The sequence below is a fragment of the Paenibacillus auburnensis genome, from assembly GCF_927798115.1.
GTDB lineage: Bacteria > Bacillota > Bacilli > Paenibacillales > Paenibacillaceae > Paenibacillus_AQ > Paenibacillus_AQ auburnensis.
In genome coordinates this window covers 106877-130901 of the sequence record NZ_CAKMMG010000002.1, presented here as the reverse complement: position 1 = coordinate 130901, position 24025 = coordinate 106877, and the positions used below count along the sequence as shown (strand labels likewise).

21 protein-coding genes and 1 riboswitch are annotated in these 24025 nt (G+C 51.8%); of the genes, 16 read left to right on the top strand and 5 right to left on the bottom strand.

Annotated elements, in window-relative coordinates; translation table 11 throughout:
* On the top strand, nt 1–1002 hold the full coding sequence (locus tag L6H70_RS12510) for an acetyl-CoA carboxylase carboxyltransferase subunit alpha (RefSeq protein WP_236333503.1): 1002 nt from the start codon (nt 1–3) through the stop codon (nt 1000–1002).
* 330 nt (nt 1003–1332) lie between these two features.
* On the top strand, nt 1333–2757 hold the full coding sequence (gene pyk, locus L6H70_RS12505) for a pyruvate kinase (protein WP_236333501.1): 1425 nt from the start codon (nt 1333–1335) through the stop codon (nt 2755–2757).
* 104 nt (nt 2758–2861) lie between these two features.
* On the opposite strand, the gene L6H70_RS12500 is transcribed toward pyk, so the two are convergent.
* Entirely contained in the window at nt 2862–3605 is a 744-nt protein-coding gene (locus L6H70_RS12500) for a G1 family glutamic endopeptidase (RefSeq protein WP_236333499.1), read from the bottom strand.
* Between the two features lie 102 nt (nt 3606–3707).
* On the opposite strand from L6H70_RS12500, the gene L6H70_RS12495 reads away from it, so the two are divergent.
* The 3 genes from L6H70_RS12495 to L6H70_RS12485 are packed head-to-tail and all read left to right on the top strand — an operon-like array spanning nt 3708 to nt 5866.
* Nucleotides 3708–4889: an MFS transporter gene (locus L6H70_RS12495; RefSeq protein WP_236333497.1), complete on the top strand. Its 1182-nt coding sequence runs from the start codon at nt 3708–3710 to the stop codon at nt 4887–4889.
* A 48-nt stretch (nt 4890–4937) separates the two neighbouring features.
* On the top strand, nt 4938–5471 hold the full coding sequence (locus L6H70_RS12490; protein WP_236333495.1) for an acyl-CoA thioesterase: 534 nt from the start codon (nt 4938–4940) through the stop codon (nt 5469–5471).
* The gene (locus L6H70_RS12485) at nt 5468–5866 is read left to right on the top strand and encodes an FxsA family protein (RefSeq protein WP_236333493.1); all 399 of its coding nucleotides are present in this window, start codon (nt 5468–5470) and stop codon (nt 5864–5866) included. Before L6H70_RS12490 ends, L6H70_RS12485 begins: the two co-directional genes overlap by 4 nt.
* Before the next feature lie 921 nt (nt 5867–6787).
* Here the strand turns inward: L6H70_RS12485 and ytvI are convergent.
* A complete protein-coding gene (gene ytvI, locus L6H70_RS12480) occupies nt 6788–7903 on the bottom strand; it encodes a sporulation integral membrane protein YtvI (RefSeq protein ID WP_236333491.1) in 1116 nt (371 codons plus the stop codon).
* Between the two features lie 391 nt (nt 7904–8294).
* Between ytvI and citZ the strand changes: the two genes are divergently transcribed.
* From citZ to L6H70_RS12460, 4 genes are all read left to right on the top strand, one after another.
* The gene (citZ, locus tag L6H70_RS12475) at nt 8295–9407 is read left to right on the top strand and encodes a citrate synthase (protein ID WP_236333489.1); all 1113 of its coding nucleotides are present in this window, start codon (nt 8295–8297) and stop codon (nt 9405–9407) included.
* 194 nt (nt 9408–9601) lie between these two features.
* Nucleotides 9602–10897: an NADP-dependent isocitrate dehydrogenase gene (gene icd, locus L6H70_RS12470; RefSeq protein ID WP_054939868.1), complete on the top strand. Its 1296-nt coding sequence runs from the start codon at nt 9602–9604 to the stop codon at nt 10895–10897.
* A gap of 103 nt (nt 10898–11000) precedes the next feature.
* Nucleotides 11001–11942: a malate dehydrogenase gene (mdh, locus tag L6H70_RS12465; protein ID WP_206104130.1), complete on the top strand. Its 942-nt coding sequence runs from the start codon at nt 11001–11003 to the stop codon at nt 11940–11942.
* Between the two features lie 122 nt (nt 11943–12064).
* Entirely contained in the window at nt 12065–12490 is a 426-nt protein-coding gene (locus L6H70_RS12460) for a hypothetical protein (RefSeq protein ID WP_206104131.1), read from the top strand.
* A gap of 69 nt (nt 12491–12559) precedes the next feature.
* Here the strand turns inward: L6H70_RS12460 and L6H70_RS12455 are convergent, their stop codons facing one another.
* The gene (locus tag L6H70_RS12455) at nt 12560–12985 is read right to left on the bottom strand and encodes an NUDIX hydrolase (RefSeq protein WP_236333487.1); all 426 of its coding nucleotides are present in this window, start codon (nt 12983–12985) and stop codon (nt 12560–12562) included.
* Between the two features lie 232 nt (nt 12986–13217).
* Between L6H70_RS12455 and L6H70_RS12450 the strand changes: the two genes are divergently transcribed.
* From L6H70_RS12450 to thiH, 5 genes are all read left to right on the top strand, one after another.
* Nucleotides 13218–14087 carry an SDR family oxidoreductase gene (locus tag L6H70_RS12450; RefSeq protein WP_236333485.1) on the top strand — a complete coding sequence of 290 codons (870 nt, stop codon included), beginning with the start codon at nt 13218–13220 and terminating at the stop codon, nt 14085–14087.
* 61 nt (nt 14088–14148) lie between these two features.
* A riboswitch (TPP riboswitch) is annotated at nt 14149–14250 on the top strand.
* Nucleotides 14251–14387: 137 nt separating this feature from the next.
* On the top strand, nt 14388–14999 hold the full coding sequence (locus tag L6H70_RS12445; protein WP_236333482.1) for a thiamine phosphate synthase: 612 nt from the start codon (nt 14388–14390) through the stop codon (nt 14997–14999).
* Nucleotides 14996–15199 carry a sulfur carrier protein ThiS gene (gene thiS / locus L6H70_RS12440; protein ID WP_236333481.1) on the top strand — a complete coding sequence of 68 codons (204 nt, stop codon included), beginning with the start codon at nt 14996–14998 and terminating at the stop codon, nt 15197–15199. Before L6H70_RS12445 ends, thiS begins: the two co-directional genes overlap by 4 nt.
* A gap of 101 nt (nt 15200–15300) precedes the next feature.
* A complete protein-coding gene (locus L6H70_RS12435) occupies nt 15301–16065 on the top strand; it encodes a thiazole synthase (protein WP_236333478.1) in 765 nt (254 codons plus the stop codon).
* 30 nt (nt 16066–16095) lie between these two features.
* Entirely contained in the window at nt 16096–17211 is a 1116-nt protein-coding gene (thiH, locus tag L6H70_RS12430; RefSeq protein WP_236333476.1) for a 2-iminoacetate synthase ThiH, read from the top strand.
* A gap of 25 nt (nt 17212–17236) precedes the next feature.
* Here thiH and yfbR read toward each other — a convergent pair whose 3' ends face one another.
* The gene (gene yfbR, locus L6H70_RS12425; protein ID WP_236333474.1) at nt 17237–17842 is read right to left on the bottom strand and encodes a 5'-deoxynucleotidase; all 606 of its coding nucleotides are present in this window, start codon (nt 17840–17842) and stop codon (nt 17237–17239) included.
* A gap of 103 nt (nt 17843–17945) precedes the next feature.
* Between yfbR and L6H70_RS12420 the strand changes: the two genes are divergently transcribed.
* Nucleotides 17946–19499: a fumarate hydratase gene (locus tag L6H70_RS12420; RefSeq protein ID WP_236334030.1), complete on the top strand. Its 1554-nt coding sequence runs from the start codon at nt 17946–17948 to the stop codon at nt 19497–19499.
* A gap of 212 nt (nt 19500–19711) precedes the next feature.
* Entirely contained in the window at nt 19712–22675 is a 2964-nt protein-coding gene (locus tag L6H70_RS12415) for an alpha-amylase family glycosyl hydrolase (protein WP_236333473.1), read from the top strand.
* A 118-nt stretch (nt 22676–22793) separates the two neighbouring features.
* Here the strand turns inward: L6H70_RS12415 and L6H70_RS12410 are convergent, their stop codons facing one another.
* Nucleotides 22794–23810 (bottom strand): LacI family DNA-binding transcriptional regulator, encoded by a 1017-nt coding sequence (locus tag L6H70_RS12410; protein ID WP_236333471.1) that lies wholly within the window; start codon nt 23808–23810, stop codon nt 22794–22796.
* Between the last annotated feature and the right edge of the window lie 215 nt (nt 23811–24025).

Here is a 24025-nt window from a genome sequence, read left to right as displayed (position 1 = left end):
TTGGCGGGAGAGTTGCCTTTTGAAATGCCTCTGGTAGAAATGCGCAAGAAGATCGCTGAGCTGAAACAGTTTGGCGAAGAGAAGGGCATCGATTTCACGGACGAAGTTGCCCGGCTTGAAGAACGTTACCGCGTACTCGCGGAAGAAATATATTCAAATATCTCAGCTCCCCAGAAAATGCATCTCGCCCGGCATCACGGCCGTCCGACGTCGCTTGATCTGATCGGGCTGATCTTTACGGATTTCATGGAGTTGCACGGCGACCGCTTGTTCGGAGACGACCTTGCGGTAGTCGGCGGGATTGCCAAGCTGAACGGCATGCCGGTTACCGTAATTGGCCAGCAGCGGGGCAAGGATACGAAGGAGAACATTCTGCGCTTCTTTGGCAGTGCGCATCCCGAGGGCTTCCGAAAAGCGATGCGGCTGATGAAGCAGGCGGAGAAGTTCGGTCGTCCCATCATCACCTTTATTGATACTAAGGGGGCTTACCCCGGAAATACGGCAGAGGAACGCGGACAGTCTGAGGCAATTGCACGCAGTCTCTACGATATGTCCCAGCTTGCTGTGCCTGTTATCTGCGTCGTCATTGGTGAAGGCGGTAGCGGCGGAGCTTTGGCGCTGGCGGTGGGCAACCGTGTCCTGATGCTGGAACATGCCATCTATTCAGCGATCTCCCCGAACGGTGCAGCCTCCATCCTGTGGAAGGATGCAGGCAAGGCAGAGCAGGCGGCCGAAGCGATGAAGATTACGGCAGCCGATCTTTTGGCGATGGAAGTCATTGAAGAAATCGTCCCTGAGCCAAGGGGCGGAGCACACCATGATTACGAAGCAACCGGGGCAGCAATCAAGGATGCCGTATGGCGCCATTTGCAGGAACTGTCCGGTCTGGACTCCGCAGAGCTCAAAGAGGACCGTTACCGTAAATTCCGCAAAATCGGCGAGTTTGCCGAAGGCGCGCAGGAGTCAGCGATACTTGAAGAAGAAGTGCAGAACGTGGAGTAGCAGGACTACTTTATTTGCACTTTCACACATATGTAAAATCCTTCCGGTTCCGAGTTTGGAAAGACTGGAGTATACATTTATTTCCATAGCAATCATCCCGTGAACCTTGCGGGATGATTTTTATTTTCCGGACAAGCGTCGTAAATTCGACTTATATTTACACGGAAAAGACGCTAGAACATTGATTTTGTTTCCAGTTTGCAGTAATATTCATTAGGGCGCGGTAAAAGGTACATGTGACAAAGTTCCTATACAAACAGCAAGCCTTATAGTAGATTTTGTAGTTGGAAAAAGTGAGACAGAGAGAACGAAAAAACGGAGGAAAACCTAATGCGGAAAAGTAAAATTGTATGTACGATCGGACCTGCTAGTGAATCGTTGGAGAATATCAAAAAATTGATTTTGGCTGGTATGAATGTAGCCCGTCTGAACTTCTCCCACGGCGACTTTGAAGAGCACGGCAACCGGATTAAAACCATTCGTCAGGCATCTAAAGAACTGGGTAAAACCGTTGCTATCCTGCTCGACACCAAAGGACCGGAGATTCGCACCGGCAAGCTGGAAGTAGAACCGATTGAACTGGTTCAGGACGAGTACCTGACATTGACTACGGAAGAAATCCTTGGTGATCAGAACCGTATCTCGATTACTTACAGCGATCTTCCTAACGATGTTCAAGTAGGATCGACTATCCTGATCGACGACGGTCTTATCGGACTTACAGTAGTTGACATTCAAGGCACAGAAATCAAGACCCGTATTGTTAACGGCGGTACGATCAAGAGCAAAAAAGGCGTTAACGTACCTGGAGTTTCTATCTCCCTGCCGGGCATTACAGAAAAAGATACCAACGATATCGTATTTGGGATCGGACAGGACATCGATTTTATTGCCGCTTCCTTCGTTCGCAAAGCCAGCGACGTTCAGGAAATCCGTGCACTTCTTGAGAAGCACAACGCTTCCCATATCCAAATCATCTCCAAGATCGAAAACCAAGAAGGTGTCGATAATCTTGATGAAATTTTGGCAGTTTCCGACGGCCTTATGGTTGCCCGTGGTGACCTCGGCGTAGAAATTCCTGCTGAAGATGTGCCTCTGGCTCAGAAGCTGATGATTCAAAAATGTAACATTGCCGGCAAGCCGGTAATCACAGCTACCCAAATGCTGGATTCCATGCAGCGCAACCCGCGTCCTACCCGCGCTGAAGCGAGTGACGTAGCGAACGCTATCTTCGACGGTACTGATGCAATCATGCTGTCCGGTGAAACTGCTGCCGGGAAATATCCGGTAGAATCCGTGCTCACAATGTCCCGCATTGCTGAGAAAGCTGAATCCGCACTGAACCACCGTGAAATCTTCATGAAGCAACAGATTGCCCAAGAAACAACGGTTACTGAAGCTATCAGCCAATCCGTAGCGATCTCCGCTCTGGACCTGAATGCTAAAGCTATCATTTCTTCGACAGTAACTGGCCACACTGCACGCGTGGTTTCTAAATACCGTCCTAAATCCCAAATCATCGCCGTAACGACTCAAGAAAGAACTATGCGTCAATTGGCACTGGTATGGGGCGTAACTCCAGTATTCGGTAACGAAGCTACTTCGACCGACGAACTGCTGGAAACTGCACTCAAAGGCGGTAAAGCTTCCGGACTGGTTAAAGCAGGCGATCTCGTTGTGATCACTGCCGGTATTCCACTGGGACGTTCCGGTTCCACTAACCTCGTGAAAGTGGACACGATTCCTGCCGACTAAGATACGCGTATATACGCCAATCTATTGAATGTTATATAAAAAGCAATGGTGTAATCCGCCATTGCTTTTTTGCTTGATATCAGGGCTTCAAATGTTTATATTGGCTAAGAGCGAACAGAAATGGGGCTTTTCAGGTAGGCTTGAGATAGTCCTTTACGATATATACGTTTCACTGTAAAAGCATCGCCTCTGGCATTTGGGCATGAAGGCACGGCAACCGTAATTTTGTTTTGGATCATGATCCCTCCGTTCATGGCAGTGAGTTTAGGGCTTTTACCGTTGACCCGGCAGCAGCTGAAACGTGTCGGCGTCAACTGGGCTAAGGGAGCCACGGTGCTGCCGATCTGCGGAGCTTCCATAATCCATTCGGCGGAGCTCTGCGGACCGTTATAGCGCTGGAGGGTACGAAAGGTCCATTGCTTGCTCAAATTACACAATATGATGCACCATTTACCGCTGCTGACCTTCTTAATTGTGGCCCGGATCCGGTCACCCGGTGAGACCGGGAGTTGAATAACCGTCTCTGCTGCAGGCAGGATCTCCCACCATGCATAATAGTGAACCTTTCCGTTCACGGATTCATGTCCGGTCCCGGTCTGAATCAGGCTGCTGTTTTTGAAGCCGTCTATCCCGATCCATGCTGATGAATAAGTGGGTTTAGATGTTGGTTTTACGCAGGGTACGATCCATTCGGCGGAAATACGCCGGAAGGCGCCTTTTTTGCCTCTGATCGCATATCCGCTCCAGTTGCTTGACGTCCAGCCGAAACCGGTGATCCGGGTTCTGCTCTGGTTGGTTTTATCCGTAAAACAGGGCTGACTGCGCTTTAATCTATGAACTGTGCTCACTTGTCCACCGCCTTAAATTAGGTTCTGCTCTATTTAATGCGGTGAAGTCTCGTAAAGGTTGGGTTATCTGTTAAAAAGGATTGGAGAGGACTTATAGTATCTATGGATAAATTACTGAAGCTGCGCGGCTTCTATCTCTTTTTGGGCCTGGCTGGAGGCTCTTTCGGCTCCTATCTGACACTGCTCCTGAAGTATAACGGTATGGATGTCAGCCAGATCGGTATGATGATGGCCACTGGTACATTGATCGCCATCTGTATTCAACCGGTGTGGGGTCTAATCGCTGACAGATACAATCAGGCACGCCTTGTACTGATTCTTAGTGTAGCCGTGCCGGCAGTGCTGGCTGTTTTTTACCGCTTCGAATATTTCATGGTATTGCTGCTGATTTACACAGTGTCCACCATCTTCTCGTCTACACAGGCCCCTATCGCCGATTCTTACGCCATTGCAGCCGCGAATAAGGCCGGATCCTCTTATGGCAGCATCCGGCTGATGATGAGCATAGGAGCGGCTGTGGGGGCCTATGCGGGCGGACAATATATTGAGAATTTCTCAGTATCCACAATCTGGCTGCCTTTTCTGGTTCTGAATTCGGCTGCGGTTATTATCGCCCTGACACTGCCGAAGCAGGCAGAGGAGAATCATATGATGAGCCAGTCGTTCTCTCAGGGTGTCAAGAAGCTGCTTGGCAACCGAGTCTTTCTGGCCTTTCTGGGCGGATGTTTTCTGGTTAACCAGACGATGGCGGCGTTTGGTACTTACTTTGTGGTAGCTTTTCAATCGGTTGGCGGTTCTGCCAGCCATGCCGGAATTGCCTTGTTTATTGCTTCCTTTACTAATGTGCCTTCCATGCTGTATGCCTCGAAGGTCATCCGTAAGCTCGGACGTGAACGCACGCTGCTGCTTGGTGCGCTTATCTATGTACTGCGCTGGGGCATTCAAGTGGCCTTCCCTTACCCATCGGTAATGATCGGGGTACAAGTGCTGCACGGCCTGTCCTTTGGCCTCTTTTATATCGCTGCCGTGGAATATGTATCTCAGATCACTTCGCCGGAAATGCAGGCGACGGGCCAAAGCGTCTTTAATATCGTTTTCTCCGGATTTGCCGGTATTCTGGGCAATCTGCTGAATGGCTTTCTGCTGAGCGAAGGAGGCGTAGAGCTGATGAATCTGTCCTGTATGCTTAGTGCCGCAGTTGGAGCGGTTCTGCTGCTCTATGTAGCCAGAAGCTCCCGCAGCAAAGTTCCGCTGCCGGTGTCTTCGAACGGGCTGGGACTCTAGCAAGCAGCTCCACAACAGGACTGACATTACAGAAAGGGGCATTTTTATATGGAATCACGAAATCGGGTTCATACCAGCCGCTGGTATAGTACCGCTTTCCGCGTAAGATATCAGGAGACCGATCAGATGGGGGTGGTATATCATGCCAACTATCTGAGCTGGTTTGAGAGCGGGCGTACCGAGATGTTCCGCGGGCTTGGCTTTGCCTACCGTTCACTTGAGGATTTGGGTGTGCTACTACCGGTGACTGCCGCAGATTTGCAATTCAAAAGCCCGGCACGCTATGATGATCTTATTGCTGTGTATGCCCGGCTTAGTGTCTTTTCGGCATTGAGAGTGGTATATGAATACGAGATCCGCCGGTTAACGGAGCAGGAAGACGATGGCCCCGGTAATCATTCCGGGTCAGGAATGAAGTTAGAGCCGCTAGATCAGCCGTTGTCCGGCGAGCTGCTGGTTAGCGGATCAACCTCCCATGTCTGGTTAAACAAGGACTGGAAGCCGGTTAGGCTGGACCGGGCGCTGCCCGAACTGTACCGCGCCATAACCGGGGCGCTGAGGGAAGAAGGAGGGGCAGTATGATTAGAAGTAAATGGCTGTGGGCTGCTATGTTTATTATCCCGGCCGTGGAATTATTCGGGTTCATCTTTGTTGCAGAACATCTCGGAGCACCCAAGGCGCTGCTGCTCATGCTGGTTTCTTCGGTTATCGGTTTTCTAATGATGCGTTTTGAAGGCAAGAAGGTGCTGCAGGACAGCAGAGTGCAAATGCAGGAAGGCAAGGTGCCGGGACGGACCATGCTGGACGGCTTATGTATTTTTTTCGGCGGCCTGCTGCTGATTCTGCCGGGCTTCGTAACGGATATAATCGGTTTTTCACTGGTGTTTCCGCTGACCCGGCCACTGTACCGGGTTTTTCTGCTGAAATGGATCGAGAAGAAAATGAAAAACGGCACCTTCACGTTTTACCGTAGGTAATCGTGAGGCAGCCGTGTGCTTCATAGCTTTAGGGCTCAATTCAAGCGCCCCTGCTGATTTGTGCAGCAGGGGCGCTTTTTTATTGTATTTTGCCACTAGCCAAGGTAAAGCCACGTACCAATAAGCGTCTAAGCGCTTAACTACTTGATCGCTATATTGCTATCAAGCCACAAGTGCGTAGAACGGCCATAACAACGGGATAAATCCCATTAATTCTGCCGCAAGTGCGCAGAACGGCTAGAACAATGGGATAAATCCCATTAATTCCGCCGCAAGTGCGCAGAACGGCTAGAACAGTGGGATAAATCCCATTAATTCTGCCGCAAGAGCGCGGAACGGCTAGAACAATGGGATAAATCCTATTAATTCCGCCGCAAGAGCGCGGAACGGCTAGAACAATGGGATAAATCCTATTAATTCCGCCGCAAGAGCGCAGAACGGCTAGAACAGTGGGATAAATCCCATTAATTCTGCCGCAAGTGCGCAGAACGACTAGAACAATGGGATAAATCCCATTAATTATGCCGTAAGTGCGCAGAACGGCTAGAACAGTGGGATAAATCCCATTTATTTTGCCGCAAGCGGGCAGAACCGCTAAAACAATGGGATAAATCCCATTAATTTCGCCGTAAGCGGGCGGAACGGCCAGAACAGCGGGATAAATCCCGCTAATTCAGCCGCTAGCATGAGGGAATCAGCGTTCCCTCTCCATGATCCCACCATATGATCAACCCTGCGCTTAAATCACAGTGAGCTATAGTCCATCTATCCGGCCGGGCGTTTCTGCTATCCAGTTTCCTCTCCGTCCATGGGAGCACTGGATTTCGTTGCATAGCGAAGAGATAAAACTGCCGGAGCATGCGGGCAATCGCTGCACCGGATAATAAGCGGTGAAGAGCGCGGAAGGCAGTTTTCCGAAGACTAGTGGAGTTTGCCGCTTATGATATAGCTGTGAAGTGCCCGGAAGACGCCTGCACGGTTGAAGGCATCGAGGACGACCAGGAGGACGGGCCCGAGCAGGAGGCCGAGCATGCCGAACAGCTGCAGCCCGGCAAACATGCCTATCAGCATCGTCAGCGGATCCAGTCCGATGCTGCTGGCCAGCACCTTCGGCTCAAGCACCTGGCGGGTAATGAGAATTACCGCGTAGAGCACCAGCAGGCCGATGGCCAGCCCCAGATCACCTGTCATATAGGAATACAGCGCCCAAGGAAACAACACCACGCCGACACCTACATATGGGACCATATCGACCAGCCCGATGGTTATCCCGATAACAAAAGCGGAATTTACACCCAGCACCAGCAGTCCGGTAATGACGATGGCAGCTGTGACCGAAATCAGCACGACCTGGGCCCGCAGGTAGCCTGCCAATGCCTTGCGCAGATCACTCCAGATCTGGGAGACTGGACGCACAAGAGGGGGCGGCAGTAAGGCGGTCAGTCTGGCATTATGGCGGTCCCAGCCGGTACTTAGAAAGAAAGCGGCCAGTACAATCACCATCAGAATGGTACCGAGGCTTGGCAGCGCAGAGATCAACTTCAGGATCATGTTGAAAAATCCGGTAATGAGCTCCGTCACGGCATTGCCGACGGTTTCTGTTGTCCGGTTAATATTGCTGTCAATCGTATCGTGATACCCCGGGTTTTCGTGGTAAAATTGGTTGATTTGGTTAATGATATTCTGAATACTGGCGTTGCGGCTGATAGACAGCAGCAGATCCCGCCACTCTCCGGTATGAAGGTCAAAGGTCTGCAGCAGCACAATGAGCTCCTTCACGAGGCGGGTTATCAGCGCTGTCAGCACAAGAGCTGTCCCGCCGATGTAGAAGAACAGGGAGAGCGATACAGCCAGCCACCCCGGCAATTTGAAATCCTTCAGGATCTGTACCAGCGGATGGATGAGATAAGCCAGCAGCCAGGCGAGCAGCAGCGGGTAAATGAGCGGCAGCAGTACATACAACGCGAGGAGCAGACCCGCCCCGGCAAGCACGACCCACAGGCCGCGCAGCACTCTTTTGAACAGCAGCGAATCCATCGGCCACACCTCCCGTCAGGCTGTTTTAGCATGCGATAACTGCTCGTCTTATGTATATTCAAAGATCGGGTTTGCAGACTACTTAAAGAACGGAATTTAGAAGAAGAAAGCCTCTTATATACACTGAAAGCGCAATCATGAAACAGGTAGATCAGAAGTTTTTTTCTATCCCTCCGATAAAATCATTTGATGCCGAACAAAGCTTCCACGTTGTTCACATAACCGTCAAAATCCGGTATGATTATTACAGCTTCTGTTTCGAAAGTTAGTTGCAATCCATAGAAGGTGTATAAATACCTCTTTTTATGACGTTGTTATCCGTTAAATTGTAAATGTTTTCATGATGTTAGCAATGGCTTGTACACCCTCGTTGGCAAAGGAGAGATATACTATGACAGCTACTAAAGGCCTGGAAGGCATCGTTGCTACGACCTCCTCCATCAGTTCCATTGTGGATGGCGTACTTACTTACCGCGGATATGATATCGATGATCTTGCGGTGAATGCCACCTTTGAAGAGACCGCTTATTTGCTGTGGTTCGGCAGCCTGCCGACTACGCCGGAGCTGCAGACTCTGCAGCGTGATCTCAGCGCCTTCGCAGAGGTCCCTGAGCAGGTAATTGCCCAGATGAAGCTTTATCCAAAGACAGCGAACACGATGGCCGCGCTGCGTTCTGCCGTATCTAGCCTTGCGCTATACGATGAAGCCGCCGATGATATGAGCCGTGAAGCCAATGAAATAAAAGCAGTGAAGCTGCAGGCTCAGATTCCTACACTTGTGGCTGCACTTGCACGTATCCGCAAAGGCCTGGAGCCGGTTGCCCCAAGAGAGGGTGTCTCGATCGCCGAGAATTTCCTGTATATGCTGTGGGGGAAACAGCCTGATATCGTATCAGTCAAAGCGCTGGATGCGGCTCTGGTGCTGCATGCTGACCATGAGCTAAACGCGTCCACTTTTGCCAGTCGGGTAACCGTAGCTACACTGTCCGATATTTATTCCGGTGTAACCTCAGCCATTGGCGCGCTCAAAGGACCGCTGCATGGCGGTGCGAATGAAGCCGTAATGAAGATGCTGGAAGAGATCGGTAGCCTGGAGGCGGTGGAGCCTTATATCCGCGCCAAGCTGGAACGCCGCGAAAAGATTATGGGTTTCGGGCACCGTGTTTATAAAAACGGCGATCCGCGTGCCAAACATCTGATGAAGATGTCGCAGGAGCTGGGAACGATGAAGAATGATACCACGCTCTACGACATGTCCGTCAAGATTGAGGAGCTGATTACCGGACAGAAGGGACTGAAGCCGAACGTAGACTTCTATTCCGCTTCGGTCTATACACAGCTGGGCATTGAGCGTGAGCTGTTTACGCCGATTTTTGCGATTAGCCGGACTTCGGGCTGGACAGCGCATATTCTGGAGCAGTACGAAGACAACCGCATTATCCGCCCGCGTGCTGAATACACAGGAATGCTTGAGCAGAAATACGTTCCGGTAGACGAGAGATAATTAAGAGGACTTGCAGGCTCCATCTGCCCTTTAGTAGAATTATAGGTACGCAGCATATATCGGCGAACCCGGCAGAAATTTCCCGGAGAACTTTTTGGAACAGAGAAGGACTCTCCGGGAAGCGGCTGCTGAACTAAACTTTAGCCTGCGCTTTCAAGCGTAGCCCACAAAACTTTTAGGAGGAATCCCCACAAATGTTGAAATTGGAGAAATACGATCTGCCGACAGAAGGCGAACAAATCACGATTGAAAATGGCAAACTGGTGGTTCCGGCTCATCCGATCATTCCGTTTATCGAAGGCGACGGCACAGGCCGCGACATCTGGAAAGCCTCCAAGCGTGTGCTTGATGCTGCTGTAGACAAAGCTTACGGCGGGGAGAAAAAGATTGCCTGGTACGAAGTGTTTGCCGGCGAGAAAGCCTTCAATACATATGGTGAATGGCTGCCGAACGATACCCTGGAAGCAATCCGCGAGTACATCGTAGCGATCAAAGGACCGCTGACGACACCAATCGGGGGAGGAATCCGCTCACTCAACGTGGCGCTGCGCCAGGAGCTGGATCTCTACGTATGCTTGCGCCCAGTGCGTTATTTTGACGGAGTTCCTTCACCGGTGAAACATCCGGAGCTGGTGGACATGGTTATTTTCCGGGAGAATACAGAGGACATTTATGCCGGCATCGAGTATAAAGAAGGCTCTGAGGAAGTGAAGAAAGTTATCGAGTTCCTGCAGAAGGAAATGGGCGTGAACAAAATCCGCTTCCCGGAAACATCCGGAATCGGTATCAAGCCGGTATCCTCTGAAGGCTCGAAGCGTCTCGTCCGTGCTGCAGTGGAATATGCAATTAAGCATGGCCGCAAGAGCGTGACGCTGGTGCATAAGGGCAATATCATGAAATTCACCGAAGGCGCATTTAAAAACTGGGGATATGAAGTGGCTGAGCAGGAGTTCGGCGATAAAGTATTTACCTGGAATCAATATGATGTAATCAAGGAACGTGACGGGGAAGCAGCAGCAAATGCGGCCCAGAAGGAAGCGGAAGCCGCCGGCAAAATCATCGTTAAAGACGCCATTGCGGACATCGCGCTGCAGCAGGTGCTGACCCGCCCTACTGACTTCGACGTGATCGCTACGCTGAACCTTAACGGGGACTACCTGTCTGATGCGCTGGCTGCACAGATTGGCGGCATCGGCATCGCGCCGGGAGCAAATATTAACTATTTGACAGGTCATGCGATCTTCGAAGCTACTCACGGAACGGCCCCTAAATATGCGGACAAGGATGTTGTTAATCCTGGTTCAGTAATTCTTTCCGGTGTTATGCTGCTTGAGCACCTCGGCTGGCAGGAAGCGGCTGATCTGATCTATAAAGGCATGAGCACTGCGATCAACAACAAGACAGTAACTTACGACTTTGCTCGCCAGATGGAAGGCGCGACAGAGCTGAAATGCTCGGCATTCGCCGACGAAATTATCAACCACCTGTAAAGTAATCACAGCGGATCGGGCTGAAGGAGCGTATGCTCCGGAGGCCCGTTTTGTGCGAAGATAAGCATTAATAAAATTTTAATGAAAATTAGGAGGTCCACCCGTGGCCATCAAACGTTATAAAATTACAGTCGTAGGCGCCGGTTTTACCGGAGCTACTACGGCGCTTATGCTTGCACAGAAGGAACTGGGTAATGTAGTGCTGCTCGATATTCCGCAGCTGGAGAATCCGACCAAGGGGAAGGCGCTCGACATGCTGGAAGCCGCTCCTGTGCAGAAGTTCGACAGCCAGATTACCGGCACTTCAGATTACGAGGATGCAGCGGATTCTGATATCGTTATCATAACAGCAGGGATTGCCCGCAAACCGGGGATGAGCCGCGATGATTTAGTGAATACCAATGCCGGCATCGTCAAATCCGTTTGCGAGAACATTAAGCGTGTGGCTCCGGAGTCTATCGTCATCATCCTGAGCAATCCGGTGGATGCGATGACTTATGCCGCTTATCATGCGCTGGGCTTCCCTAAAAACCGCGTAATCGGTCAGTCAGGTGTGCTGGATACGGCACGTTACTGCACGTTTATTGCCCAGGAGTTGAACGTTTCCGTTGAGGATGTGCGCGGCTTTGTGCTTGGCGGACACGGGGACGATATGGTTCCGCTTGTACGCTACTCCAGTGTAGGCGGCATTCCGATCGACAAGCTGATTCCAGCGCAGCGCATTGAAGAGATTGTACAGCGCACCCGTGTTGGCGGGGGAGAAATTGTCAGCCTGCTGGGCAACGGCAGCGCTTATTATGCGCCGGCAGCCTCCCTGGTGCAGATGACAGAAGCAATTCTCAAAGATAAGAAACGGATCATCCCTGTCATTGCCCTGCTGGAAGGGGAATACGGCTATGACGGGCTGTTCATGGGTGTTCCAACCCTGCTTGGCGCAGACGGCATTGAGAAGATCTATGAATTGGAGCTTACTGCTGAAGAGCAGGCGGCTTTGGATAAGTCGGCAGATTCAGTACGTGCAGTAACTTCTGCAGTTACTCTCTAGGAATATACGGATAGCAGCCCCCATTTTTTAAATAGAAATGGGGGTTTTCTTTTCATGTGGGATGCAGTCGGGTATAATTGGAATGTAACATAAATCACAGCGAAAAATGGAGGAGGTAAAGGATGGACCGTTTTTTATTTTTCCTACATATGATCGGGACGCTGGCACTCGGGTTTTATCTGGTGCTCCCTTTTATTCTGAGCGGTGCACAGAAGCTTTCCGCTCCGGCTAAAGAGGGCACGCTTAGTGCAGTTAGCGGCTTCAACCGCTTCGCCCAGTATGGCCTGGTCATTCAGCTGTTAACTGGTGGTTATATGATGTCACAAGGGGATTATACAGTGGCATGGATGGCAGTAGTTGTGGTACTGCTCCTGGCTATGTTCGCGCTGGGCGGGATCATGAATAAGCCGCTCCGCCTGGCTGCAGCCGGAATCCGCGAGAACCGTGATGTAACTGCCCATACAGGTAAGCTACGGACGATGAGCCTGCTGCTTATGGTTGTATTGATTCTTATGATTTTCTTTATGGTGTACAGACACATTATTTAAGACCGGAGAATAAAGAAATTGCCCTGGCGGCCGCGGCTGCTGGGGCAATTTGTGTTGTCCGGGTATATTTTATTCTAGTTCCTCCAGCTCCAAGACATGATATTTCACAAATTCGGCATAAATCTGCGGCGGCAGCAGGCTGTGGAGCAGGTCCTTGGTGCACCATCTGTAGTCGGTGTGCTCCTCTGATAAGCGGATTACCTGTTCCCGGCTGCGGCATAAATAGGTGATAATTATAACCTGCCTCGCTGGGTCGGTTAAGAAGGATGCTGCATAGAGCAGATTATCCACAGTGACCGTTAAACCGGTCTCCTCCTTAATTTCTCTTACCAGAGCGTCCTCCAGGCCTTCTCCGAACTCTATTTTTCCCCCGGCGCACTCCCAGGTGCCCCCGCCTACAGCATCCGCAGACGCACGCTGGACCAGCAGAATTTTTCCTTCGTTGATGATGACACCTTTGACAGCGACGATGATATTGCGGTTATTTTTAGTCATGCAGCGTACCTCCCTTATTAACACCGATCTCATTCAGTCTATTCTTTAGTATATAAAGCTTCTGTCTTAAAAACGACAGTATTTTCGTTTGACCGCCGCTTAACTGTGGTAAGTAACATATCGTAAAGTCATTTTGTATTGAAGTCCAGCATTGTGCATAACCTCCCCATCCTGAGCCATCCTAAGATGATGAAATTTACCATCAATGTGTAAAGCGAAAGGAGAATGGAACATGTCAGAGAATCAACAGCCACAAAAAACCTTACCTCCGCAGGAGCAGAACCGTCAGCCGGGAATCGAAAGTCAAATGAACCCGCTGCCTGAATTTGAGACATCCGCCTATAAAGCAGCAGGCAAGCTGCTGGGTAAAGCTGCACTTATAACCGGTGGAGACAGCGGAATTGGACGTGCGGTTGCCGTGCATTTTGCCAAGGAGGGTGCGGATGTCGTAATCTCCTATCTGAATGAACACAGCGACGCCGAGGAAACCAAAAGACAGGTGGAACAGGAAGGGCGGAAGTGTATCCTGATTGCCGGCGATATCGGCGTAGAAGCCTTCTGCCAGGATCTGATCAACAAAACAGTGGAAGGTCTCGGCAAGCTGGATATCCTGATCAACAATGCCGCCGAGCAGCATCCTCAGGAGAAAATTGAGGACATCACTGCTGAACAGCTGGAGCGTACCTTCCGCACCAATATATTCTCGATGTTCTATCTGACCAAAGCGGCCATGCCGCATCTTAAAAAAGGGTCCACGATCATTAACACGACATCAATTACAGCATACAGGGGCAACCCGCAGCTGCTGGACTATTCTTCCACCAAGGGAGCTATTCTCAGCTTCACCCGCTCATTGTCCATGAATCTGGCGGATAAAGGCATCAGAGTGAATGCTGTGGCTCCGGGCCCGATCTGGACACCGCTGATTCCATCTACCTTTGACGCGAAGAAGGTCAGTGAGTTCGGCGGCACACAGCCGATGAAGCGTCCCGGACAGCCGGAGGAGCTGGCACCAGCCTATGTATATCTGGCTTCCAGTGATTCTTCCTATGTCAGCGGCCAGGTGATTCATGTGAATGGCGGCGAGATTATTAACGGCTGACAGGCTAGCTTTTTGTAGGAATATTATGTTAATATAGACCACGTTAGCAAACAGCATATGAAATTGTCACTAGGGGTGCCGCGAGGCTGAGACGAACTTATGGTTCGGACCCTTTGAACCTGATCTGGTTTATACCAGCGTAGGAAAGTGGAGAATGAATTGACTGCAGCGCAGCGGGTCTAGAAGCTCAGCCCGTATATCTGTATACATTTATGACTGCCTCCTATTGCGGGGGGCAGTTTTTTTGCGTTTGGTGTTATTAAGGACGAAGGAAGGTGACTAAAGCTGGCTGAAATTCATTTGATTTCGGACGGGAAGCTGGATGCGGCTCACTTTGCGGCAATGGCGGCAGTTGTGCATCCGCTGCTGGACTTTATTCATCTGCGGGAAAAGCAGTTGTCCGCCCGGGAACTGCTGGACATAACCGGAAAGCTCCTACTGGCGGGGGTACCCGCATCCAAGCTGATCATCAATGACCGGGTGGATGTTGCGCTGGCGGCTTGTGCGGCTGGTGTTCAACTGGCCTGGCACAGCCTGCCGCCAGCCGCCGCTCGTGCAGCTGCTCCCGCACTGCGGCTGGGAAAGTCAGTGCACTCGGTGCAGGAGGCAGCGGAAGCAGGCAGGCAAGGGGCTGACTTCTGCCTATTCGGGCATGTATTTCCTTCGGTCTGCAAGCCGGGTCAGCAGGAGCGCGGTCTTGCACAGCTGGCGGATGCTGTGTGTGTGTGCGATATTCCGCTGATCGCGATCGGTGGGATTACACCTGCCAATACCGGACTAGTCGTCCGGCAGGGGGCGGCTGGCATTGCGGTGATGTCCGGCATTTGCAGTGCGAAAGACCCGCTGGCTGCCGCACGCGCCTACAGGACAGCTGTGATACAGGCTGGTTACAAAGGAGGTGAGGGGGCATGAAGCTGATTATAAACGGTAAACCCGGAGAAATTGCGGACGACTGCCGGACTGTGGCTGATCTGCTGAGCCTGCCGCAATGGAACAAACGGCTGGTCATTGTGGAGCTGAACGGTGACATTGTTGGCAAAGACAATTACATAAACACTGCACTTAGCGAAGGCGACCGGATTGAGCTGGTGCATTTTGTCGGCGGGGGCTGAGGACATATTCTCCTTTCTCCCGGCCGTAATTATCCGTTATTCAGTCCTTCATTCAGCAAGTTGAATTTTATTGATATTTTTCATACCAGGAGGCGAATCCCATGTCAGATCCTTTTGTACTCGGCGGCATTTCATTAACCAGCCGCTTGTTTATAGGAACCGGTAAATACAGCCGCAATACTCTGATCCCAGAGGTTGTCGCATCGTCAGGCTCGCAGGTTATTACAGTGGCCCTGCGCCGGGTTGATCCGCAGAGCCAGGAGAATATTATGAATCATATTCCTTCCCAGATGACGCTGCTTCCCAATACCTCCGGCGCACGCACAGCAGAAGAGGCCGTCCGCATTGCCAGACTGGCTAAGGCAGCCGGTCTTGGCAACTGGGTGAAGATTGAAGTGATCAGCGACCAGAAGTATCTGCTGCCTGATAATAGCGAAACCATCCGCGCTACAGAAATACTCGCCGCCGAGGGCTTTGTGGTGCTTCCTTATATGAGTCCGGATCTGTCCGCTGCACTGCGGATGAAGGCAGCCGGTGCCGCAGCCATTATGCCGCTGGGGGCTCCCATCGGCTCGAACCGCGGTTTGAAGACAAAAGAGATGCTGCGCATCCTGATTTCAGAGGTAGATCTTCCCATTATTGTAGATGCCGGAATCGGCAGACCTTCAGAAGCGGCAGAAGCGATGGAAATGGGCGCTTCCGCAGTGCTGCTGAATACAGCCATTGCTACCGCCCGCGATCCGCTGTTGATGGCCGAGGCTTTCCGTGAGGCCGTATCGTCCGGCCGGAAGGCTTATCTGGCGGGGCTCGGTCCGGTGGAGGAGGCCGCAGTCCATTCATCGCCGCTGACGGGATTTTTGAACTGATAGTTAGCCTAAGTGGAATGGGGGAAGAATATGAGCTTTTATGAAACGGTGCTTCGGCTGGAACAGCTTCCTTACGAAACCTTATGGAAGCAGTACGGAACAGAGGATGTGAAGCGGGCGCTCCTTAAGGAACGCCTGGATGAACACGATCTGCAAGCCCTTCTGTCACCTGCTGCAGCGTCCTGCCTGGAGGAGATGGCACAGCGTGCACAGCAGCTGACCCGCTCGCATTTCGGGCATGTCATGCAGCTGTTCACACCGATGTACCTTGCTGATTTTTGCGTGAATCACTGCACGTATTGCAGCTTCAGCTCCATTTATGATTTTCCGAGAAAAAAGCTAGGCCCTGAGGAGCTCAGGCAGGAGGCGAGTGTGATAGCAGCTTCCGGCTTCCGCCACCTTCTGGTACTTACCGGAGAGTCACGCAAGGAGAGCCCGACTTCTTATGTGAAGGACTGTGTGAAAATTCTCCGCGAATATTTCTCTTCCGTCAGCATCGAAGTGAATCCGCTGTCCATAGAGGAATACAGGGATCTCATGGAGGCCGGAGTGGACGGACTAACCTTGTATCAGGAGGTATACCATCAGGAGACGTACCGCAAGCTGCATATCAAGGGACCTAAAAGAGTCTACCGGAACCGCCTTGATGCGCCTGAACGCGGCTGTCAGGCAGGATTCCGGTCCGTTAATATCGGAGCTCTGCTCGGGATGTATGACTGGCGTCAGGAAGCCTTTTTCACCGCGATGCATGCTCGGTATCTGCAGGACAAGTACCCTGAATGTGAGATTGGGCTGTCCGCCCCGCGGTTTCGCCCGTACCTGGGTGAGTTTAACCCGGATAGCGAGGTGACTGACCGGGCCCTGGTGCAGATTATTTTGGCATATCGCTTGTTCCTGCCCCGCGCCGGCATTACCTTGTCTACGCGTGAGCCTGCTACTCTGAGAGATCATCTGGTCCATCTGGGGATTACGAAAATGTCTGCAGGGGTGTCTACCGAGGTTGGGGGACATACCCAGACGGGCGGCACGCCGCAGTTTGAAATCTCCGACAGCCGGAATGTGCAGGAGATCACAGATATGCTTATAGCAAATAATCTGCAGCCGGTATTCAAAGACTGGGATATCCTTACGGGAGATCCGGCATAGAATCAAGCTTAAGCTACTGCCGACTTCAATTCTCCGCTGACAGCTCATCGAGCGACATCTCAAAGCCCGGCGCCATATGGACAAGGAAATACTTTATCTCCGGCAGCGCGAGTCCCGTCAGCTTGGCAAGCGTCTGCTCCTTGGCGGCAGCGAACTCGCGGTTGCCTGCAGCGGTTTCCCAGACGCATTTCAAGTAGGCGTCGAGCACATCCGCAGCCTTCACATAGCGAAGCAGTCCGGCATCCTCTGAGCCGGCGGGGCTGTCCTGCGGCTGCAGGAGCAGTGTATAGATGGCGCCGAGCTCCGGCGGAATCATCGCCGTCAGGCGCTCGGCGGCGGCCCGCTCCATCTCGCGGAAGCTGGATAAGAGCCGCGGATTGTTATGCTTGACCGGTGTGGCGATATCGCCGGTAAATACCTCGCTGGCGTCGTGAAACAGCGCCATCGTAGCAGCACGGTCGGCGTTCAGCGAACGGCCGAAGTGGACATTGCCGATGGAGCAGAGCATATGCGCCAGCAGGGCGACCTGGAACGAATGCTGCGCCACGTTCTCCGGTGCGGTGCTGCGCATGAGGCTCCAGCGCTGAATATACTGGAGGCGGTAAAGATAGGCCGAAAAATGGTAGTTCATTTTTTAAGTAACCCCTTTCATGCAGAGCTGAGTGTGATATGATAATAACTAATTGTATCAGACTTTAGACAACCTGGAACTGATGAGAGGAGCCGGAATGAAGATGCAGAATTTTGAAGAAAGCATTTATAATCTGATCGTAGAGACCTCCACAAACCTGCCGGGTGATGTGCGCAGAGCCGTTGCCAAGGGGCGTGCACTGGAAGACCGGGCGACCCGCTCGGGGCTTGCATTAACCACGATTGCACAGAATATCGGCATGGCCGAACTTCAGGTATCGCCGATCTGTCAGGATACGGGGATGCCGACTTTTATCATTCATACCCCTGTAGGCGTCAACCAGATTGAGATGAAGAAGGATATTCACAGCGCGATTATCCGCGCTACTAAGAACGGGAAGCTGCGGCCTAACTCAGTCGACTCGCTGACCGGTGAGAACAGCGGAGATAACCTCGGTGCAGGGACGCCGGTGATTCATTTTGAACAGTGGGAAGAGGAAAACGTGGACGTCCGGCTTATTCTTAAAGGCGGAGGCTGCGAGAACAAAAATATCCAGTACAGCCTGCCTGCAGAACTTGAAGGTCTGGGCAAAGCAGGACGCGATCTTGAAGGCATCCGTAAATGTATTCTGCATGCAGTGTATCAGGCGCAGGGTCAGGGCTGCAGTGCCGGCTTTATTGGTGTAGGCATCGGCGGCGACCGGACAACCGGTTATGAACTGGCAAAGAAGCAGCTGTTCCGCAAGGTCGAGGATGTCAATCCGGTTGAAGATTTGCGTAAGCTGGAAGATTACATTATGGAGAATGCCAATAAGCTGGGGATCGGCACGATGGGCTTCGGCGGTGAAGTGACGCTGTTAGGCTGCAAGATTGGCGTGATGAACCGGCTTCCGGCCAGCTTCTTCGTATCCGTGGCCTATAATTGCTGGGCATTCCGCCGCCAGGGGATCCTTGTCGAGCCTGCAACCGGAAATATTAAGGAATGGCTCTACGAGAGCGGTACAGGCATCTCTGTAGATGAAGCGGCCCCGGCTGTATCTGTGCCGGCTGCCGAGCCAGCCGATGCTGCTGTTGGTTCACGCGAGGTCCGCCTGACTACACCGGTCAGTGAGGAAGAGATCCGCAGCCTGCGGGTAGGCGATGTGGTCATCCTCTCCGGGGAGATGCATACCGGAAGGGATGCGCTGCATAAGTACCTGATGGATCATGATGCCCCGGTCGATCTGAACGGTGCAGTGATCTACCACTGCGGGCCGGTGATGCTGAAGGATGATGAAGGCTGGCATGTGAAGGCGGCAGGCCCGACTACCAGTATCCGCGAGGAGCCATACCAAGGTGAGATTATCAAAAAGTTCGGCATCCGCGCCGTAATCGGCAAGGGCGGAATGGGGCCCAAAACTCTCCAGGCCCTGCAGGAGCACGGCGGTGTATACCTTAACGCAATCGGCGGTGCGGCGCAGTATTATGCGGAATGCATCAAGAAAGTCAACGCTGTTGACTTCATGGAGTTCGGCATTCCAGAGGCGATGTGGCATCTGCAGGTGGACGGCTTCGCGGCTATCGTAACTATGGATGCACACGGCAACAGTCTCCATGCCGATGTCGAGAAGGATTCAGCAGCCAAGCTGGCCCAGTTCCGTGAGCCGGTATTTAAATAACAAAAACAGAATTCGAATATTCAGAAACCTTCTTTCATATTCCGGAAAGAAGGTTTTTTGACATTAATTATGCTTGACAGCGCATACATGATCATGGTAATTTTTACTTGGGAAACCGGTTTCCTTGCCCGCAGCACAGTTTTGCAAGTGATGGATGTAAATTCACAGGCAGTGGTGTTCAAATGCGCTCTATGATGAGAGGGAGATGAGGAATGAAACGCAACCGATGGCTTATTCCGGTACTAATCACATCTATTGTTCTGTCCGTAATGACGAATTTATTTGTACTGGCACCTTCACAGGCAGATGCGGCCAGCATCGGCACAGTCACTGAGAACGACACGATTTATCAGATTATGGTTGACCGTTTCAATGATGGGGATACCTCCAATAATGCCACCGGGGCCGCGATCCGTTACGGAGAGACCTCGGAGGATGATTTCCGCTATATGAAGGGCGGGGACTGGCAGGGGGTTATCAATAAGCTCCCGTATATTGCGAATATGGGTTATACCGCAATTTGGATCTCCCCTGTGGCAGAGCCGCAGATGACTAACCGCGACAACAACGGCACCGGTAAAAACACCGCCTATCACGGATACAACGTCAAAGACCCCAATGCCGCCAATCCCTACTTCGGGACCAAAGAGAAGCTGAAGGAACTGGTGGATTCCGCGCATGCACTCGGCATTAAGGTAATTATTGATGTGGTGCCGAACCATATCGGAGACTATATGCTGGGGACGCAGGCTTTTTATGATATAGCGGGTATGCAGCCGGCAGCGCCGTTTAACAACCCGGCCTGGTATCATCACAATGGTGATATTAACTGGTCGCTGACCGACGGAAGATATGATCAGTGGGCCCAGGACTATCTGGAGAATCACGATCTCGGCGGACTGGATGACATCGACTTTGATGTTCCAGCTGCCAAACAGGCCGTATTCAGCTCCATTAAAGCCTGGTTTGACTATACGGGAGCAGACGGTGCGCGTGTAGATGCTGCCAAGCTGATCAAGCCGACCGATATCGGTGAGCTGCAGAATCTCCTCGGTGTGAATACCTTCGGCGAGAATTTTGACGGCAATGCTGAATTCGTCTCCCGCTGGGTGGGCACGAATAAAGAGTGGGGCATGCTTGATTTCCCAATGTTCTTCTCCGTGCTGAACAGCTTCGCTTACGGGCAGTCTTTTGACTCCAATATCAAGAGCACTTTGGCTCAGGATTCCTATTACAACGGAAATGCGAATCATATGGTTACCTTTATCGATAATCATGACCGCAACCGTTTCCTGACGGAAGCCGGCGGCAGTGTTGAGAAAATGCAGAACGCCCTCTCCTTCATCTTCACGGTCCGCGGAACACCGGTAGTCTTCCAGGGGACCGAACAGAATAAAGGGAACGGCAACGGCCAGATTATGACAGGCGGGATCGCTGATACCTGGAACCGCTGGTCGATGGTGAAACGGGATGCGAACGGCAATGTTCTGGAGAATTATTTTAATGAGAACACTAGCACCTACAAGCATATTGCCAAGCTGAATGAAATCCGTAAAAATAACCCGGCGCTTCGCACCGGCACTCAGCGTGAAATGTGGTCTGCCCAGAACCTGTATGCCTTCTCACGCCGGATCGACAGCGGCACCAATGTTGGGCAGGAAGTCATTTCTGTATTCAGCAATGCAGCCAGCGGCACGCAGACGGTTACAATTCCGCTGCGTACCGAAAGCACACTAACAGTCGGAACCGTTCTAATTAATCAATTGAATACCTCAGATCAAGTAACCGTGCAATCAGGAGGCGCAACGGGGAAACAGATTACTGTATCTGTAGGAGCCAATTCAGCCAAAATCTATTCTAAAACACAGCCGGTAACGGACACCGTGGCTCCATCTGTTCCGGGTAACGTAACAGCAACCGTGCAAAATGCCTCCAGTGCACTGGTCAGCTGGACAGCGTCCACAGACAACGTTGGAGTAACGGGCTATGAAATTTACCGGAACGGGGTAAAGGTGGGTACCTCTGCAACTACCTCATATACCGATAACGGCCTCTCCGCGCAAACGAATTACAGCTACACGGTAAAAGCTATTGATGCCGCAGGCAATCTATCGGCATTCAGCGCAGCGGCGTTAGTCACTACACCAGCCGGTAATAGTGTGACTATATATTACAAGCAGGGCTATACCACGCCATATATCCATTATCGTCCTGCCGGGGGAACCTGGACGACAGCGCCGGGCGTAGCCATTCCGGTATCCGAAGTGTCAGGCTACAACAAAATCACGATTAACATCGGCTCTGCCACGCAGCTCGAGGCTTGCTTCAATAACGGCAGCGGAACCTGGGACAGCAATGGCGGCACCAATTACCTGTTCGGTACCGGCACCTGGACTTATACGCCGACCGGAAACATTAAGGCAGGCGCACCTGTAACGCCAACGGCAACACCGACAGCTACACCAACACCAACACCAACACCAACAGTAACACCGACTGCTACACCTACACCTACGCCAACAGCAACACCGACGGCGACACCGACAATCACGCCTACACCAACGGCTACTCCAGGTGGCAATTCAGTGACCATTTATTACAAGAATACAGCCTATACGAATTCCTATATGCACTATAGCCTGGATGGATCCGGTGTATGGACTACATCACCAGGATTACAGCTGCAGACTTCCTCCTATTCAGGCTACAAAACCGCTACAATTCAGCTGGGCACAGCTGCAGGTCTGACTGCAGCCTTCAATAACGGCAGCGGCACCTGGGACAACAACAGCGGCAGCAATTATCATTTTGCCGCCGGCACATGGAGTCTGGTGAACGGCAGCCTATCCGCCGGAGTGCCGCAGCCGGACAGCGTTACCTTTAAGGTCACTGTTCCGAGCTCTACCCCGTCATCCGGGCCGGTATATCTGACCGGCAGCTTCAACAGCTGGAATGCTGCGGACCCCGCCTATCAGCTGACCAAAGGCAGCGATGGTGTCTATTCCATCACGCTTAACCTGCCGGCAGGAACAGCAGTGCAGTATAAGGTCACGCGCGGAAGCTGGGCCTCGGTGGAGACAAGTTCAAGCGGCGCAGACATTGCGAACCGGACGCTGACACCTGCCGGTGGGGCGCAGACCGTATCGCTGACGGTACAGCGCTGGAAGGATCAATAACATCTGGAGCATATTCATATCTTCGCAGATACAATCAAAAATAAGGAGCGGCCCCCGATAGGGAGCCGCTCCTTATTTTGCAAACTGAAGAGTGTATAAGGAGAAAAAATTAAGATTGCTATCCCTGCAGTCCGGCTGTGGACTCGCGCGGAATCAGTTCCGGTTCCAGAAGCAGCTGCCGTGATGCCGTACAGCTGCCTTGGATATGATCCATCAGCCACTGGCCGGACGTTACCCCGAGTTTGAAGGTGTCGATATTCAGCGAGGTCAGCGGGGGAGTCGTATAACGGGATAAAGGATATTCATCAAAAGCTGCGACACCCAGTTGCCGCGGAACATCGATTCCCAGCTCCCGGGCCGCCTTCAATACACCAAACGCCGTATAATTCGTCATACATACTACAGAGTCAGGGCGCTCTCCGTGCTGGAACAGCTTCAGTGCCGCGCGGTATCCTTCGTGTTCATCTGCAGGACCGTTTACAATCCAGTCCTGGCGGACGATGCAGCCAGCCTGCTGCAAGGCCTGAAGGTAGCCGCTTAACCGGCGGCTGAAAATCCGCTCATTCCGCTCTCCACCGATAAATGCGGGTTTACTGTAACCTTGCCCCAGCAGATGGCTGGTCAGCATTCGTCCCCCGGCTTCATTGTCGAAATCGACCCAGCTGGCGGCCGGCTCCATTTCACCGATCGAGACGTACGGGAAGCGGAGCCGGTCCAGCTCCCTCGATAATTCTTCTGTCAGCACAGAATTATTAGCAATAATGCCGTCCACCCGCTGGTTCAGCACCAGCCGGTTAAGAAAATGGTCCTCCGCAGCATGGTGCTGGATATTGCAGAGAGTCAATTCATAACCCAGGGGGCCGATCACGCTCTCAATACCGCCGATAATATTGTAAAAGAACTGATTCAAAAATTCACTCTCTTTGGACATGTCGATCAGCAGTCCGACCGTATGGCTGCTCTGTCTGGCTAATCCGGTAGCGATGCTGCTCGGGATATAATTCATCTGCTTCATGATTTCCCGGACTCTGAGCTTGGTTTCAGCTGATATTTTAGGAGAATCGTTCAACACCTTGGAGACGGTGGACTTTGCCACATTTGCCGCTCTGGCTACATCTGAAATGGTTACTTTCATCGTTATCCCTCGCAAGAAAATTAGTCTTTATGAAACCGCTATAAAAGAATGGATAGGTGTTATCTCATAGTTTATCATTTTGTTGCGTCTTGTTCTATTAACGGGATTTCTACAGCGCTCCGGCACTGTCCGGGGCAGATTTTACACTGCGTTGATAATTGTCACGGGAACTGGTATTTTCGCAGAAATGGAGTTAGGATGTTCTCAAGGACACA

Excerpts from the sequence above, each read along its gene's own strand:
- pyk (WP_236333501.1), top strand. The coding sequence starts at position 1,333 with ATGCGGAAAAGTAAAATTGTATGTACGATCGGACCTGCTAGTGAATCG.
- L6H70_RS12495 (WP_236333497.1), top strand. The coding sequence starts at position 3,708 with ATGGATAAATTACTGAAGCTGCGCGGCTTCTATCTCTTTTTGGGCCTG.
- L6H70_RS12490 (WP_236333495.1), top strand. The coding sequence starts at position 4,938 with ATGGAATCACGAAATCGGGTTCATACCAGCCGCTGGTATAGTACCGCT.
- L6H70_RS12485 (WP_236333493.1), top strand. The coding sequence starts at position 5,468 with ATGATTAGAAGTAAATGGCTGTGGGCTGCTATGTTTATTATCCCGGCC.
- ytvI (WP_236333491.1), bottom strand. The coding sequence starts at position 7,903 with ATGGATTCGCTGCTGTTCAAAAGAGTGCTGCGCGGCCTGTGGGTCGTG.
- citZ (WP_236333489.1), top strand. The coding sequence starts at position 8,295 with ATGACAGCTACTAAAGGCCTGGAAGGCATCGTTGCTACGACCTCCTCC.
- icd (WP_054939868.1), top strand. The coding sequence starts at position 9,602 with ATGTTGAAATTGGAGAAATACGATCTGCCGACAGAAGGCGAACAAATC.
- L6H70_RS12460 (WP_206104131.1), top strand. The coding sequence starts at position 12,065 with ATGGACCGTTTTTTATTTTTCCTACATATGATCGGGACGCTGGCACTC.
- L6H70_RS12455 (WP_236333487.1), bottom strand. The coding sequence starts at position 12,985 with ATGACTAAAAATAACCGCAATATCATCGTCGCTGTCAAAGGTGTCATC.
- L6H70_RS12450 (WP_236333485.1), top strand. The coding sequence starts at position 13,218 with ATGTCAGAGAATCAACAGCCACAAAAAACCTTACCTCCGCAGGAGCAG.
- thiS (WP_236333481.1), top strand. The coding sequence starts at position 14,996 with ATGAAGCTGATTATAAACGGTAAACCCGGAGAAATTGCGGACGACTGC.
- L6H70_RS12435 (WP_236333478.1), top strand. The coding sequence starts at position 15,301 with ATGTCAGATCCTTTTGTACTCGGCGGCATTTCATTAACCAGCCGCTTG.
- thiH (WP_236333476.1), top strand. The coding sequence starts at position 16,096 with ATGAGCTTTTATGAAACGGTGCTTCGGCTGGAACAGCTTCCTTACGAA.
- yfbR (WP_236333474.1), bottom strand. The coding sequence starts at position 17,842 with ATGAACTACCATTTTTCGGCCTATCTTTACCGCCTCCAGTATATTCAG.
- L6H70_RS12420 (WP_236334030.1), top strand. The coding sequence starts at position 17,946 with ATGCAGAATTTTGAAGAAAGCATTTATAATCTGATCGTAGAGACCTCC.
- L6H70_RS12415 (WP_236333473.1), top strand. The coding sequence starts at position 19,712 with ATGAAACGCAACCGATGGCTTATTCCGGTACTAATCACATCTATTGTT.
- L6H70_RS12410 (WP_236333471.1), bottom strand. The coding sequence starts at position 23,810 with ATGAAAGTAACCATTTCAGATGTAGCCAGAGCGGCAAATGTGGCAAAG.